The sequence below is a fragment of the Acinetobacter sp. KS-LM10 genome (genome assembly GCF_036896575.1).
Classification (GTDB): Bacteria; Pseudomonadota; Gammaproteobacteria; order Pseudomonadales; family Moraxellaceae; genus Acinetobacter; species Acinetobacter avistercoris.
Genome location: NZ_CP145906.1, coordinates 1,274,351 through 1,290,916, shown reverse-complemented (window position 1 = coordinate 1,290,916; position 16,566 = coordinate 1,274,351). Strand labels below are relative to the sequence as shown.

Here is a 16,566-nt window from a genome sequence, read left to right as displayed (position 1 = left end):
TTCCTTAACCCGCAATCGCTTCAATTAAACCTTGTTCTTGCAATTGACCTTGCATAGACAAAGCCAAAACTGCCATACGCACAGCAATACCATTGGTCACTTGATTCAAAATGACTGCTTGTGGACCATCTGCAATACTTGAATCAATTTCTACACCACGATTCATTGGCCCAGGATGCATCACGATACAATCCGGTTTTGCCATCGCTAAACGTTCTTTGTTTAGACCATACATTTTGTAAAATTCAGCTTGAGATGCAAGTGCTGGTGAATCAATACGTTCATTTTGAATACGTAAGGTAATAATTACGTCGCAGTCTTTAATGCCCTCTTCCATATTGTTGAATAGGCGTACATCTTCACCATATTCAGCAAAACCGTAAGGAAGCAACGTATTTGGAGCGATAACACGAATATCTTTACATCCCAACGTTTGTAAAGCAGCGACATCTGAACGTGCTACACGAGAATGCTTAATATCACCAATAATCGCGATCGAAATATCTTCGAATTTTTTGTTGGTTTCACGTCGAATGGTCAGCATATCCAACATCGCTTGTGTGGGATGAGCGTGACGCCCATCGCCTGCATTAATGATGGCAACATTAGGACAAACGGTTTGTGCAATAAAATGCGCAGCACCCGAAGATGAATGTCTAACCACAAAAATATCGGTAGCCATGGCTTCTAAATTCCATAGCGTATCTCTTAAGGTTTCGCCTTTTGAGGTACTTGAACGTGCAATATCGATATTTAAAACATTCGCGGATAAGCGTTTCGCAGCAGCTTCAAAGGTAGTACGTGTTCGGGTTGAATTTTCAAAGAATAAATTCATGACCGTGCGCCCTTCTAAGAGTGGCGTCGTAATGAGTTGGTTTTGATCGTTAAAAAATGAATTGGCTGTATCTAGTATTTTTGTCAGCGTTTCTTTGGAAAGACCTTCAATGGTCAAAAAATGTTTTAAGTTACCATCTCGATTGAGTTGAATCTGGCTCGGGGTGTGTAATGCCGCCAAGTGCATGAGAGATTCCTTATACGTTAAGTTGATGTATTATACAGAGATTCAACACCATTGGCAGATCGTATAAATACCAAATGGATAAAATATATGTAAATTTCAACTTTTATATTTAAAAATCAATTGAGTATTTTTTCAAGAATTATCCTTGCTTTAAGATATGTACATAAAATTTATCATTTAAAAATCAGGTTAAAATCGATCATTGAAATTGAGAAAAAATAATTCAAGCTCGAGCTCTAATATTTTTAACTCTCTAATTAATTAGTGCAAATCTATATTAGCTGTGTGGATCAATCTTGCTCAGTTGAGTAATAAATCTCTTTCATATGTCGAAAAATGATCATTGAATGGCCATAAATTGATACGTAAAAATCCCTTCTCCCTTTGGGAGAAGGTTAGGATGAGGGAATATTCATGATGAGTCTGTTGTTTGAATAATGACTTTTTTGAAAGAAGTCTAATATGAAAGTCTTCCCGGAAAGCATCCTGATAATTTCTTATTTTATCAGCTTAAATTTATTTAGAAGCATCCCAAAACCTGATTGGAATATCTAACGCATTACTAATACCATCATATCTTCATTTAAAAAGAGAAAGTCCGATAAATTTCATCGGACTTTCTCTTATAAAATACAACTTAGATAAGATAAATTATGCTGATTGTTTAAGTTCAAATATATCCCATATATGGGTCTGAAATTGAATCAACTTGATTTTCTATACGACCTGCGAAACGACGACTATAACTTGGGTCATCTTTTAAAGTCACCGTAAAATCATACCAACCACCAAACTCAGTCATATCCCAACTTAAGGTATTTTCAGTGCTTGAAGATTCAATATCCCAACGCTGATTAGGTAAATAAGCATTTGCTTTTACTAATATTTGCGCTGTTTTTCCCGCATCATTACGTATTTTTAAATCAATTTTAGCTTCGCATCCATCTACACAAACACGTATTTCAGGCAAAGATTCTTTCTGAATCGGTTGATTGAGATTACCCACAAAACTTCGATGAAATCCATTAGGACCAAGTACCCAGAAATCATAAAGTCCCTGTTTTGTATTCCACAAATCATCCAGTTGCTTACCGGCTTCAACCATATAACGACGTGGTATCGCATCCAAATTTAAGCGGTCATAAACATGAAAAACAGCAGCTTGCGTACCTGTATTGGAAAACATTAATTTGACTTGTTGCTGAGTAAGATCGATTAACGCACTGGTATGTAAAATGTAGGGTAAAGCTCGTGATAAACGGATCCCTATTTCTTGCTTTGGAAATTGTTGAACACTTGGACGAGCCACTTGCGACAAAGCAGCTTGAGCATTTCGAATAGTATCAGCTTCTAATTTACTTTTTTGACCATCTAAATGAGGGACAGGCGTTATATTTGGATTTTTAAAATTAAACGCCGTCGTTAAATCACCACATACCGCACGACGAAAAGGACTAATATTTGGCTCTTTAATCAAAAAGCGTTGTTCTAAGAAACGTAGTGTTGAAGTGTGATCAAAAACTTGTGAGTTCACCCAACCACCCCGGCTCCATGGTGAAATCACATACATCGGTACTCGAACCCCAGGACCATAAACTCGTCCATCTGGTTTAGGTTGTGATTTAGCTGTCTCAACAGCCTTATGATCGAAATACTCAAAAGAAAGATCTTGATCACTTAGTGTCGTTTTACCTTGTAATTCGCCATTCTCATCACGTGAAGGTGCACTTGGAGACGGGACATGATCAAAGAAACCATCATTTTCATCAAAATTAACCAGAAAAACAGTTTGACTCCATAACTCTGGATTTTCTGTCAGCGCATTTAAAATCTCTTGAATATACCAAGCTCCTTGAACTGGGCTTGATGGGCTTGGATGTTCACTATACGCCGCAGGCGCAACAATCCAACTCACTTCAGGTAAATTACCTTGCGTAATATCCATTTTGAATGATTCTAAAAACCCACCATCAGGCATAGTGTTTGCAATTCCTTTATACAAAGGTTGATTTGCATCAATCGACTCAACATAGGGTGAACTCACCTTATCATCATGACTCACAGGTTGACCTGATCGCTCATTTGCACGGCGATATTGCTTAAAGCCTGCTAAAGGATTATCGGTGTAATTGTCTGGCATACCTTGATAGACTTTCCACGACACACCAGCTTTTTGTAACCGCTCAGGATAGGTCGTCCAATCATAACCTTCGTTCGATGCGCCAAGCGAATCAAACTCATTCACAACACTTGCAACATTTGCACCTGTTGGCCCATTAGTTCCTGTCCAAATAAACTGACGATTCGGATTTGTTCCAGCATGCATTGCACAATGATAAGCATCACAAATCGTAAATGCATTTGCTAATGCAAACTGAAACTCTAATTCTTGTTTTTTATAATATCCCATTGACTGGGGTTTTTTATATTTAACCCAATCCCCCATACGTCCAGCATCCCAAGCATCTTGACCATCTGCCCATGAATGTGGTGTTCCACTAACACGTTGTGCATTACCAAGTTGACTATCTAGGTGATAAGGTAACACCTTCTGTTGATTTTCAGCATACTGTTCCCAGACCTTTCGACCACTACTCAAAGGAATAGTAAATCGATCACCAAAACCACGGACGCCTTTTAGTGTGCCAAAATAATGATCAAATGATCGATTTTCTTGCGTCAAAATAACGACATGTTTAACATCTTGAATTGTGCCTGTTTCAACTTTGGCATCAATCGCTAATGCTTTTTGAATACTCATCGGGAAACTGGCTAATGCAGCTGCGCCAAACATAGTCTTAGTTGAATTAAGTAAAAAGTCACGACGGTTCATCTTTAAATCCTTATTTTTATTATTATGGTGCGCAATGAGTTTGACATTGAACTTCAGGTGAAGTATTTGGCTCGGACTCATTATTCTTTTCATTTTCATTACACGCACTGAGTAAAACACTCATACTTGTGATTAAAATAACTAAAAAACTTCGCATTGTTTAATCCATCAACTAAAGGTCTAGATAGTCAATAGAATTAAAATGACAACCAAGTTATCGTTTAATGGCAGTTTGATTAATTATTTTATATTTCCACTGAATCACATCACTAGAATTTAAAAAATTCAGAATGAATAAAAAACAACACATGAAATAGTTCTAATGGTCAATGATGATGAGCTTAATTATAAAAAAAGCTGCGATTTCCACAAAGTTGGAATGGAATATCATCAATTTTCACCTATAAACAATTCATATAAAAATTTAATGCATCATAAGTTTTGCATTATTGATTTAAAAAAAGTGATTACAGACTCATTCAATTGGACTGAGAAAGCTAATTTTAATTTTGAAAATATATAAATTATTGAAAGCCGTGAAAAGGCAGAGGATTTTGCATCTCGATTTATTCAGATTATTGAAGGGATTAAACAATAATACTTTTATTGTTTTTTAAAAGCTTTGAAAGCAAAAATACGCTAAAATACGCTATTGCTTTAATTGTCTTTGGAAATTTTAATGAATTCGAAACCACGTCTTTCTACATATTGGGTCACATGTGCAGATGGGCTTGAAACCTTACTTCAAGAAGAAGTTGAAGCTTTAGGTGTTCAAAACATCGAACGGTTCCCAGGACGTTTAGTTTTCAAAGGCACGCTTGAAAATGCATACCGTGTTTGTATGTGGTCGCGTTTAGCGTCTCGTGTACTTACACCAATCCATACCCATGAAATTGAATTTAGTCATGATGCACGTGATGTGGCAGAAGAACTCTACGAAGGCGCGAATAGCTTCGATTGGTCTCTCATCTTTGCACCACAAAGTACTTTTGCGGTACGTCTGCATATCGAACGTGAAATCAAAGTGAATAGTCTATTCGCCACCCTTCGTGTGAAAGATGGTGTTGTTGACTCATTCATGGAAGCTGTGGGCAAACGTCCAAGTATCGATATTAAACAACCTGAAATTACGCTTTATGTATTGGCAGGCAAAACAGAACATACTTATTGTTTAGATTTATCTGGTGATTCTTTACATAAACGTGGCTATCGTCATTATATGACCGATGCGCCAATCAAAGAAAACTTGGCTGCTGCCATTTTACGTCGCGTAAAACTACAAGATGCAAAACCAGATATTATTTTAGATCCAATGTGTGGTTCAGGTACTTTCATCATTGAATCTTTAATGATGCTAACAGACCGTGCACCTGGCTTAGTTCGTCGTTTTGGTTTCAACGGTTGGAACGGTCATGATCATGATCTTTGGATGTCTATCAAAAATGAAGCATCTGAACGTCATAAAGTTGCTCTAGAAGGCCCATTACCAAGATTCTATGCCTATGATGCAGATTGGGAAGCAGTAAAAGCCACCAAAGAAAATATTAAAGCCGCGGGTTTTAGTAGCATTCTAGACCAAATTCAAATTGAAGAACGTACGCTTGCGGATTGGCCAGATTTTCAAGCTGAAGGTAAAAGCGCGATTGTGGTCACTAACCCACCTTATGGTGAGCGTTTAGGTGACAAAATTTCGAGCCGCGCATTCTACTTAGGTTTGTCTGGTTTACTTCAAAAGCATTTCCCAAATCAAACTGCTGCTATTATCGCTGCGCAAATTGAACAAGCCGATGTATTGGCGATTCTAGACCCGCAAACATTACGTTTAATGAATGGTAAATTACCGATTTACATTCGTTCTGGCGTAATTAAAGCTGCTCCAGTTGCAAAACCGTTCTTAGCAGAATGGCAGCCACAGCAATTTGACAAAATCGAAGGTGCTGAAGACTTTACCAACCGTTTGCAAAAGAACATGCAGAACCTTAAAAAATGGGCAGTCAAAGAAGATATTTATTGTCTGCGTATCTATGATGCCGATCTACCTGACTTTAATGTCGCTGTCGACTTATACGGTGATCGTCTGCATGTTCAAGAATATGCTCCACCTAAAATCATTGATCCAGAAAAAGCTAAAAAACGCTTTAACTTGGCATTACAAGCGATTCGTGCGGTAACAGGCTTAAACCGTGATGCGATTTTCATCAAGACACGTTCACGTCAAGAAGGCAAAACGCAATATACCAAACAAAGTACGGCATCTAAACGCTTTATCGTGCAAGAAGGCAAAGCTAGAATCTTAGTCAACTTAACAGATTACTTAGATACAGGTTTATTCCTTGATCATCGTCAAATGCGTCTACGTATTGCCGCTGAAGCGAAAGGAAAACACTTCTTAAACTTGTATAGTTATACGTCAACAGCAAGCTTACACGCTGCTTTAGGCGGTGCTGCGAGTACGACCAGTGTCGATCTATCTAATACCTATTTAAACTGGTCTAAAGAAAACTTTGTATTGAATGGTTTAACGGTTGATCATGCAGATCAACAACATCAGTTCTTCGCGAGTGACTGTTTTGAATGGTTAAAAGAAGGTCATGAACAATATGACTTGATCTTTATTGATCCACCTACCTTCTCAAACTCTAAAAAATTCCATGGTACTTTTGATATTCAACGTGACCACTTGTCATTGCTTAAACGCGCAATGAACCGTTTAACGACGGGTGGTACTTTATATTTCTCAAATAACTATCGTGGTTTTGAGTTAGATGATGAAATCAAAGCATTCTATGACATTGAAGAGTTAACCAGCGAAACCATTGGTCTTGACTTCAAACGCAATACCAAAATTCACCGCTCATGGAAAATTAAACACCTTGAATCTTAAGTCTTGAATCTTAAGTCTTGATTCATAAATCTTAAGATATTAATTTTAAGCCATAATCTTAAATCATAAGATCGTAATACTAAGAGGTTTCAAGTTGCAGAACTTGAAACCTCTTTAAAATGTGCAATCGAAAGAATGAATTATCGATTGATATTGGTTCCGATTTGCACATTTTTATTTTCATATTGTAATTTATAAACCACACTCGCATTTCGCGCAGGAATATATTCTTGCTTTTCATTATTCATTAATTTCACTGGATCTGTTTGTCGCTTTAACTCATAATCTGAAACCGCACTCTCTTCTAAATTCTGTTGTTTAATTTGATTAAACTGTTTATCCGCCAAGCTCTGATTATTTTTTAATTGAACCTCAACCGGTTTTTTCGTTTCTGATTGAACCTTTTCGATTAAATCGACTGTCACCCGATTTTCATTCACGCGCTGTGATTCTAAAAATTGCTCTGATTCAGATTTTGCCAACACGCTGGTACTGGCCAATATCAACGCTGTTAAACTGAGTCGCTTAAAACACACATAAACTTGCTGATAAATTTCCATTTTCACAGTTCCCTTTTCTTTTTATATCCTTATAAATACAATCTTTCCCTAGCAATGATCAATTTAAAAATTAATATTCCGACAAACTGGCTTATGAAAGCATGTGCTCAAAAAATTAAATGATCGATGAGGGATCGTTTTGACCCATATTGCTAGATCAATATGGGTCAAAAGCCTGTTAAATACGCCCAACCTCAAAATATGAAATTTTTTTACGGTCAAAATAGTCTTTTGGATCTGCGCCAAAACTATGCAATCCATGAATAGCTTTCATTTTATGCGCTTTAAAAGATCCCATATTTTCTTTTCTAGGATCATTATCTGCAATCGTAATGCAGTACGTCGATTTATTTTTTTCTTTGGTTTTGAGATGAGCTTGATGGATTAAATAATGCATAGTCGCTTGGTCATTTGGTTCGCACAATGCGCTATGACACATCAAATAATCAAAACTATCATTCACTTGAGGTAAATGAATAAGACCTATAATTTTTGCTAAAACATTGTATATCGGTCTTAATAATTTCAGCGTTGTAGAATATTTCATGACTTTGGTTTGCTTAAAACTTTTCTGATCCCACAGACCAAATAGACCTACCACTTGCTTATTCTCATTGAGAATCAAGTAGAAGTCCGCAAGTGACATTCCTGCCCAAAATGGATGATTATTTTGTTTTAATTGTGAAAAATCATAATTGGGTAAAAAATTATAATGCTCTTTCATTCGATCAACAAAATGATTTGCATCCGGAATAGTCGCTTCAGATAAAGTGACCAATTGAAGCCCATCGACTCCCTTTGGTTTTTTGACTTGTGAAATCGTATAGGTGGTTATTTGGTCATACAGATAAGCATCGGCAAAGCCTTCTCTTTTTTGATGCATTAAATGACGTGCAATTTTGTTGTCTTCTAGTACCACGCTTTGGAAAATAAAATCGCGCGGTAAACAAGTAGAAACATATTCCATAAATACTTCGAGTGATTTTTTACCACGCGCATTACGTTTAATTCTTAGATCTGCAGCGTATCTGATTTTACTGACTTCACCATTGATAAAACATTCTTTCCAACCAATATTCATCATTCCAACGATGACATCAGGTTGATCTTTATGATAAATCACCATAATTTCTGGTGTATTGTATTGCGCTCTCGTCGCCTTAAAATAACTTGGAAATCTTTCAAAAGATAAAATCATGCCATTACTTGGCATTGATTCAGTGATTAACTCATTGAGTTGTACATCATCATTTGCGATCGCATATCTCAAAAAGTATTCTGGTGTTTTTATAGACTGATAGATCAAAGTTTCTAAGCTCATAAATTTCTTTCTTAAAGTGATTTCATTTTTTTTAAGGGCTCGGGTTTGATATTTCCTTCAATCATTCCGTTACGCATCGCTATTGTTTTATAGTCATCCCACGCATCATCGGCATGTCGAATTTCAGGAGCATCCAATTGTCCTAAATTACGAGCCAGTTCATAGTGGAAATTTTTCTTTAATAAATCATCCAACTGTTCAGTTTGGGGGGTTTTACTTCGATTACCCTCACTTAATAAAACATAATGAGGTTTATTATTTGACCCTAATTCCACACCCAACAAACTGATGGGTAAATAATCTGTTTGTTTAAAATAAGCTAAAATCTCAAGTGCTGTATTCTGATCAATTTTTTCACCCACTAAATCGACCGTCATCTTTCGCCCTAAAAATTTAAAGCACGGTATACCTTGATAAAACGCATTCACAACAAGTTCATCATCAATAATATATCGCGTTAGCCCCGATCCAGTCGTGATAACAGGGCTCACTTTTTGATTAATTTTTAAATCCCAAGCGGGTATAACAACATCAGTATCGAGATCTAGAAACTCATAAAAGTGCGACTGATATGCCAATGGGTAATGTCCTTCTAGAGGAAGCGTGACTACACCTTCAGTGGCCCAAAGACCTTTTCCTTCAAACCCCACGCCGGCAATTTTTTCTTTTAAATTCTTTGCCCAGTGTTCAGCACTTGCTGTATCCCATGAGGATATTAAAACAAGTTTAGGCCATAATTTTTTCCAGCTTGTCGACACACTTAAATCTAAACTGTCTAAGGTTTTTGCTCTTTTTGCAGATTTTGAAATTTTTAAAAAATTAAGACCTGCTCGTGACCATTTACCCGTATTTAAAACATGAGAAATTTCATGTTTATGCGTTTCAATGATTTCCAATAATTGTAGTGCGAAAGTTGGACTCCACACTGAAAGCATGCCTAAGTTTGCATCTTTAACCAAGTAAACTGCTGTCGCAAACATGGCGTCTTCAGCTGTTTCTGCAAGTGCAATTTCAGAGGGTACAGCTTGTGTAATGTGAGTCAAAATTCGTTTGGTAAATGATAGTAATGCACTATCATCGTTCAAGTTTTTATTACTCGTCAAATTCCGCTGACTTTCAGGCAACCAAGAAACCGACCAATAATGCGTCGTACTTTTGAGTTGAGGATACTGAGCATATAGACTGGTTAACCACAAGCCTATGGCTTGATCCAACTCATCTAAAAAAGCTTGTGTATACGGTATAAATTTTAAGGCTTCACTTGAACCACTCGTGGGCTGAAATCTAATTAATTTACTTTTATTTAATAAATTTGAATTCGTATCACGTGAAGCTTCAATTTTCAATTTCCAGTCTGCATATCGCGTTATTGGATATTGTTGAATAAAGTCAGCATAGCTTATTTCAGTCTCAGCAAATAATGATCTCAGCTTATTTAACTGAACCTCTTGCAACTGATGAGATTGTTCGTAATATCTTTTATAAGCATTTTTACATGCCATATTTAAAATTTGATGAGCGCCGAAAAGTATGCTCATTTAAGCCACCTTAGAATCATCTTTAACCGATTCTTCTTTGACCAATACAGGTTTTGTTATTTTTTTAGTTACACGCCCTTGGCTGGCTTTTTTTTTAAAAAAACTCTGTGCTGAACGATATAAATCGATCCAATCTACACGACCAATACACGGTAATTCTGTTCCTTTGACCCAAGTTGGATTGCGTTTTTCAAAGAACGCAATTTTGTTGCTCTTTGCACGCATTTCATCTGTAATTGGCGCAACATCAGAATTCAGGGCTTGATAGTTTTCGCCAAAATCAAGTAAACCTGTATTGGAGTTATAATATTCAGGAAATAACTGCTCACAGTAAGCTTTAACATAACTCTCTAAATTTGAGTTATCGTGTTCAGGATGTGGATAATAACTATAATAATTATTAGCAAGAAGTAAGTAAGTCTTAAATCCTTTAGAAATTAAAATCCAATATATTGGCTTCGTGGTATGACGTAATTTAAATTTAATCACATAACGGAACATTGCGCGTTGTAAAGCTCGGCTTCCCCAATACGCTTCTTCAATGATCGTATCGCCACTAAAAAAGCCATGTGCGACTTTACCTTCCACAATGAAATCCTTTTCCATCACGGTTGAAAAGCCAACCAGTTGGTTCGTTGTAGAATCGCGAATAACGAATACGCCTGTTTTCGCAAGTAAATCATTTTTGAAGATTTTTAAATCTGTATTGGAATAATACTTTTTGTAAATGCTGAACATTTTATGAATATCAATATCATTTAATGTTTTTATAGATTTGTATTCACTATAAGGTTCTTTTTTTAATTTTCGAAAAAATTTAAATTCTAACATTCCTGTAAACATCCTATTTTAATACAATTTAGTAGGGTAATAATCCGTTATAAATTAACATTTTATTTAACAAATCATCGAGCAATGTTAATCTTTTAATTTTAATGAGGCAAATTATTCTCAATCTCAGATTATCACACCCTTTCTCACATAAATATAAAAAAACCCGACAAAAGTCGGGTTTTAAGCAACAAGATGTAAAGCTTTAATTAAGCATAAGTTTAATAAAACTTAATAAATAACCATCTTTTTGTATAACAATTGTATCTCCAGGCTGAAATTTACCCGATAAGATATCTTGAGCTAATTCGTTTTCAATTTTTTGCTGAATTGCACGCTTTAATGGTCTTGCTCCATAAACAGGATCAAACCCTGCATCGATTAACAAATCAAAAGCACTATCTTCAACAATTAAGCTCATATTTCGTTCTGTTAAACGTTCACGAAGTCGATTCAATTGAATATCGGCAATACCGCGAATTTGCGATTTTTTCAAAGAATGGAAAATCACCAATTCATCAATACGGTTAATAAACTCTGGACGGAAATGCTCAGAGACTGCATTCATGACCACAGCACGCACCTCTTCATTGCTGGCTGAATCACCGAGTTCACGTACGTTGCTCGTACCTAAGTTTGAAGTCATCACAATCACCGTATTTTTAAAGTCAATGGTACGACCTTGTGAGTCAGTCAAACGACCATCATCCAGTACTTGCAATAAAATATTGAATACATCTGGATGCGCTTTTTCAACCTCATCAAACAACACCACGCTGTATGGCTTACGTCGCACGGCTTCCGTTAGGACACCACCTTCTTCATACCCTACGTAGCCTGGAGGTGCACCGACCAAACGACTGACCGAATGTTTTTCCATAAATTCAGACATGTCGATACGAATCATCGCGTCATCAGAATCAAACATAAAGTTAGCCAAAGCTTTGGTTAATTCAGTTTTACCCACACCAGTCGGACCAAGGAATAAAAACGATCCACTCGGACGGTTCGGATCAGATAATCCCGCACGTGAACGACGTACTGCATTTGAGACTGCAACCACAGCTTCTTCTTGACCGACGACACGTTTGTGCAAGAAACTTTCCATTTGGAGCAGTTTTTCACGCTCCCCTTGAAGCATTTTTGATACTGGAATGCCTGTAGCCGCACTGACGACCTCAGCAATTTCATTTTCTGTTACTTTGGTACGAATCAGTTTAGGTTCTTCATTTGTTTCAATAACTTCTTCTTCATCTAAACGTTTCTGAAGCTCTGGAATAACACCATATTGCAATCGGCTTGCTTCTGCCAGATCACCTTCTCGTTGTGCTTTATCAAAAGCTGTACGCGCTTTATCTAATTCAATCTGAGCTTGATTGGTTCCATCGACCAAACGTTTTTCAGCAATCCACTGTTCTTCCAAGTCACTGTATTCTTTTTGAACTTCAGTAATTTGACTTTCTAAATGCTTAACTTCTGCTTTACTCACCGAATCTGCATCTTTTTTAACGGCTTCAAGCTGCATTTTCAATTGAATCAAACGACGATCCAAACGATCGAGTGGCTCAGGTTTAGAGTCAATTTCCATTTTAATACGAGATGCAGCCTCATCAATCAAGTCAATCGCTTTATCGGGCAATTGACGATCGGTAATATAACGATACGACATTTTTGCAGCAGCAATAATTGCTGAGTCAAGAATTTGCACGCCATGATGGGTTGCATACTTTTCTTTTAGACCGCGTAAAATCGCAATCGTGTCTTCTACACTCGGTTCATCAACCAATACTTTTTGAAAACGACGCTCTAATGCTGCATCCTTTTCTATGAATTGACGATACTCATCTAAGGTCGTTGCGCCGACACAACGAAGCTCACCGCGCGCCAAAGCAGGTTTAAGCATATTACCTGCATCCATTGCGCCATCACTTTTACCAGCGCCCACAAGTGTGTGTAGCTCATCAATAAAGAGGATAATTTCGCCATCATATTTAGCGAGATCTTTAAGAACTGCTTTTAATCGCTCCTCAAACTCTCCACGATATTTAGCACCTGCAAGCAAGGAACCTAAGTCTAAAGATAAAACGCGTTTGCCTTTTAAACTTTCAGGCACCTCACCATTAACAATACGCTGTGCCAAGCCTTCTACAATTGCGGTTTTACCCACACCCGGTTCACCAATCAACACGGGATTATTTTTGGTACGACGTGACAATACTTGAATGGTACGACGAATTTCTTCATCACGACCAATCACAGGATCAAGCTTACCCAATAATGCACGCTCGTTTAAATCTATGGTGTATTTATTCAATGAATCACGTTGATCTTCATGATTATTTGCCATGACTTTGTCACCACCTCGAATATTTTCAATCGCTTTACGGAGTTTTTCTGTTGTTAAGCCCAAACTACTGAGCAAGCTTTTGGTTGCGCCAGTTTCAGCCAAAGCCAAAATTACCCAATCGGTTGATAAAAATTCATCGCCTGCTTTTTTTGCATAGCTGTCTGCTAAATTTAAGGCACGGACTGCTTCAGGATTTAAATTAATATCACCTGTAGGCGAGCTCAATGTGGCCGCATTATTTAATGCATTTTCAAGTTTTGTTTGCAATTCACGTGGAGATGTTCCAGCTTGCTGAAGTAAGCTGAGATTGGCTGGCTCATCCAATAACGCCGCAAGAATATGAATACCCTCAATTGCAGTATGGTCTTTACTCATTGCTAAAGATTGGGCATCGGAAAGTGCTTGTTGTAGACGATTGGTAAATTTTTCAAATCGCATTCTTGTTATTCCTCACAACGAATTCTGTACTTGAATCATTAATGGGAGCATTTACAGCAATTTCAAATCAATATAGTTAATTTTTTAATATATTTTTCAAAATCTTATCTCATTTTAATAGATGAGCCTTAGTCATAATATGCGTGCAATAACACTGTTTTTCAAGTGTCGTTTTATTATCAATTTATCTCTTTTTTCAAAGTGCTTAATTTTTTGATTGAGATGCATTTGTTTGGGAAACAAAACTATTAGGCTCTACGCTTTGCGTAATCCAAACATTTCCACCAATCACAGCACCCTGACCTATTGTAACTCGGCCGAGAATCGTTGCACCTGCATAAATGACGACGTTGTCTTCCACTATAGGATGACGAGCGTACTGTTTCTGCAAACGTCCATTTTCATCCGTTTCAAAACGCTTTGCTCCTAGAGTCACCGCTTGATAAATCCTGACATTTTGTCCAATAACGCACGTTTCACCAATCACTACGCCTGTGCCGTGATCGATAAAACATCCCTGTCCAATCTGTGCTCCGGGATGAATATCGATTCCTGTCTTTGAATGAGACAGCTCAGCAATTATACGCGCCATTAAAGACAAGTCTTTTTTATAAAATTCGTGGGCGATACGATGATAAATAATCGCCAAAATCCCTGGATAACATAACAAAACTTCATCAACACTACGAGCGGCGGGATCCCCCTGAAAAGCAGCAATCACATCACTGTCTAAAATTTTACGGATCCTGGGTAATTGCTCTGCAAAACGCTTTACGATTGTCTCAGCCAAAGTAGAGATTTCAACTGCATCTTCATTCTTCTTTGTATATTTATAATCATAAGAAATATTTAATTTCACTTGCTCAAGTAATGCATATAAGGTTTTTTCTAATGTATGAGCAATATAAAAATTTTCACTCTGTTGTTTTAAATCATGCGGCCCTAAACGCATTGGAAATAATACACCGCACAGATCATCCATAATTTTTTTGATTTCTGTCTTTGAAGGAAGTTCACGTCCACCATCATCCTTCAGACTCTTTTGTTGAGTCCGCCATTCATTTCGCACATTTTGTAATTCATCGACAATACTTTGGGTATTCCAAATCGTCATATAATTTTCTCGTCAAATTAAAAAAGTAGAATGATTAAAATTCATTATTCATGCTGTATGTCTAAATACTATTTAATTAAATGAAGCGCAGATAAAAGAATTTGATATATCTTTATCATATTTTATGCAGATTTCTTTTCCCAGATTAAGAATAAGTAATTAATTTTTTATTCAATTATTGAATATACAGAGCATTTATAATGATGCAATCTAAGTCCGAAACGATGAACTCAAACTTCGTTAAAAATTATTTGAAAGATTTAAAAGGTACGAAAATGAATAGCATCGCTCACTTAAATTTGAAAGATTTTAATTCAGATCAAATTAATTTTATCTTAGAGCAAGCAAAGCAACGCGTGATTGATCATTATCTTGAATTCACAGGCTCAGTATTGCCTCAAGAAGCATGGGCACTTTTTCAAACCAATCATGCAGTCATCGTTGATGTGAGAACTTTCGAAGAACGCAAATTTGTAGGTTTTATTGAAAATACTCTACACATCCCTTGGGCGACTGGAACAGCACTCGATCGCAATTCAAACTTTGCTGAGGATCTTGAGACTCAAGTTGGAAAAGATCAATTAATCTTTTTAATCTGTCGAAGTGGTAAACGCTCTGCTGCGGCAGCAAATGTTGCATTTAATGCGGGATTGAAAAATGTTTATAACATCGATCAAGGTTTTGAAGGTGATATAAACGAAAATCGTCAACGTGGCACATTTAACGGTTGGCGTTTTCATCATCTGCCATGGATTCAAGAATAATCGTCTTGTGTGTTTAAGATAATGCTGAGTCTTCACCTAATACTAAATAAACCTCTTTCATAATCAATAAGTGATCATTGAGTAGCATTTTATTGATCTGTAAAAATCCCTTCTTCCTTTAGGAGACGGTGAGGATGACGGAATACAAAATATGAACGTGTTGTTTAAATAATGACTTATGAAAGAAGTCCAATATAGTTAACACTAAAAATAGGTTAATGCTGAATATCTAAGTTCAAGTATTATTCTGGCGTTTAAGTCATATTCTTTTTTTAACATTTCATTCTGAATTAGATTCATCATTCAACAGACAAATAAAAAGCAACTTATTTTCAAGTTGCTTTTTAATATTTGAAGATTTGAACTTAATTTACATGCAGAAATTATTCAGCCTCAATAATCTCAAAATCATGGGTAATTTCAACGCCACCATCAGACAACATTTTACTTGCAGAACAGTATTTTTCTGCAGATAACTCTACAGCTTTTGCCACCTGTTTTTCTTTAACCGCTTTTCCTGTGACTACAAAGTGTAAATGGATCTTGGTAAAGACTGCTGGAATTTCATCTGCACGATCAGCTTTTAACTGACAAACCACACCCGTCACATCTTGGCGTGATTTCTTTAAAATAGTCACAATATCAAAGGAAGCACACCCACCAAGTCCCATTAATATCAATTCCATAGGACGTGGACCTCGGTTTTCTCCGCCATAGGCTTCTGCACCATCCATGACAATTTGGTGACCACTTTCTGATTTTGCTTCGAAAGCAACATTCTCTAACCAATGTACGCTTGTATGCATTGCAACTACCTAAAAAAAACTATAAATTTGATAAGTACTGTACACTAGCATAAATTAAGATGAGAAGGAATTTCATCTCTTCTGCTTCTATGTGACATGTTCATTTAGA

The 16,566-nt window shown here is 36.7% G+C and carries 13 protein-coding genes; 3 read left to right on the top strand and 10 right to left on the bottom strand.

The genetic code is table 11. The features are described 5' to 3' along the window. Positions 1–4: 4 nt before the first annotated feature. From V5M36_RS05875 to V5M36_RS05865, 3 genes are all read right to left on the bottom strand, one after another. On the bottom strand, positions 5–1,021 hold the full coding sequence (locus tag V5M36_RS05875) for an aspartate carbamoyltransferase catalytic subunit (RefSeq protein ID WP_338562992.1): 1,017 nt from the start codon (positions 1,019–1,021) through the stop codon (positions 5–7). A 670-nt stretch (positions 1,022–1,691) separates the two neighbouring features. Next, positions 1,692–3,854, bottom strand: coding sequence for a phosphocholine-specific phospholipase C (locus V5M36_RS05870; RefSeq protein WP_338562990.1), 2,163 nt, complete (start codon positions 3,852–3,854; stop codon positions 1,692–1,694). A gap of 22 nt (positions 3,855–3,876) precedes the next feature. Further along, positions 3,877–4,011 carry a hypothetical protein gene (locus V5M36_RS05865; protein ID WP_338562987.1) on the bottom strand — a complete coding sequence of 45 codons (135 nt, stop codon included), beginning with the start codon at positions 4,009–4,011 and terminating at the stop codon, positions 3,877–3,879. Between the two features lie 165 nt (positions 4,012–4,176). Between V5M36_RS05865 and V5M36_RS05860 the strand changes: the two genes are divergently transcribed. Next, positions 4,177–4,377, top strand: coding sequence for a phospholipase D-like domain-containing protein (locus tag V5M36_RS05860; protein ID WP_338562985.1), 201 nt, complete (start codon positions 4,177–4,179; stop codon positions 4,375–4,377). 156 nt (positions 4,378–4,533) lie between these two features. After that, the gene (rlmKL, locus tag V5M36_RS05855) at positions 4,534–6,738 is read left to right on the top strand and encodes a bifunctional 23S rRNA (guanine(2069)-N(7))-methyltransferase RlmK/23S rRNA (guanine(2445)-N(2))-methyltransferase RlmL (protein ID WP_338562983.1); all 2,205 of its coding nucleotides are present in this window, start codon (positions 4,534–4,536) and stop codon (positions 6,736–6,738) included. A gap of 140 nt (positions 6,739–6,878) precedes the next feature. Here rlmKL and V5M36_RS05850 read toward each other — a convergent pair whose 3' ends face one another. From V5M36_RS05850 to epsC, 6 genes are all read right to left on the bottom strand, one after another. Next, positions 6,879–7,298 carry a hypothetical protein gene (locus V5M36_RS05850; protein WP_338562980.1) on the bottom strand — a complete coding sequence of 140 codons (420 nt, stop codon included), beginning with the start codon at positions 7,296–7,298 and terminating at the stop codon, positions 6,879–6,881. 178 nt (positions 7,299–7,476) lie between these two features. Next, positions 7,477–8,619: a GNAT family N-acetyltransferase gene (locus V5M36_RS05845; RefSeq protein WP_338562977.1), complete on the bottom strand. Its 1,143-nt coding sequence runs from the start codon at positions 8,617–8,619 to the stop codon at positions 7,477–7,479. An 11-nt stretch (positions 8,620–8,630) separates the two neighbouring features. Beyond that, positions 8,631–10,157, bottom strand: coding sequence for a GH3 family domain-containing protein (locus tag V5M36_RS05840; protein WP_338562974.1), 1,527 nt, complete (start codon positions 10,155–10,157; stop codon positions 8,631–8,633). Beyond that, positions 10,158–10,895: a hypothetical protein gene (locus tag V5M36_RS05835; RefSeq protein WP_338562972.1), complete on the bottom strand. Its 738-nt coding sequence runs from the start codon at positions 10,893–10,895 to the stop codon at positions 10,158–10,160. 298 nt (positions 10,896–11,193) lie between these two features. Further along, on the bottom strand, positions 11,194–13,773 hold the full coding sequence (gene clpB / locus V5M36_RS05830; RefSeq protein ID WP_338562969.1) for an ATP-dependent chaperone ClpB: 2,580 nt from the start codon (positions 13,771–13,773) through the stop codon (positions 11,194–11,196). A gap of 205 nt (positions 13,774–13,978) precedes the next feature. Further along, complete coding sequence (epsC, locus tag V5M36_RS05825) at positions 13,979–14,887, bottom strand: serine O-acetyltransferase EpsC (RefSeq protein WP_338562967.1); 909 nt, start codon at positions 14,885–14,887, stop codon at positions 13,979–13,981. Between the two features lie 275 nt (positions 14,888–15,162). Here epsC and V5M36_RS05820 point away from each other — a divergent pair, with 275 nt between their 5' ends. Continuing rightward, positions 15,163–15,651 (top strand): rhodanese-like domain-containing protein, encoded by a 489-nt coding sequence (locus V5M36_RS05820; RefSeq protein WP_338562965.1) that lies wholly within the window; start codon positions 15,163–15,165, stop codon positions 15,649–15,651. Between the two features lie 383 nt (positions 15,652–16,034). Here V5M36_RS05820 and V5M36_RS05815 read toward each other — a convergent pair whose 3' ends face one another. Then, a complete protein-coding gene (locus V5M36_RS05815) occupies positions 16,035–16,457 on the bottom strand; it encodes an OsmC family protein (protein ID WP_338562963.1) in 423 nt (140 codons plus the stop codon). Between the last annotated feature and the right edge of the window lie 109 nt (positions 16,458–16,566).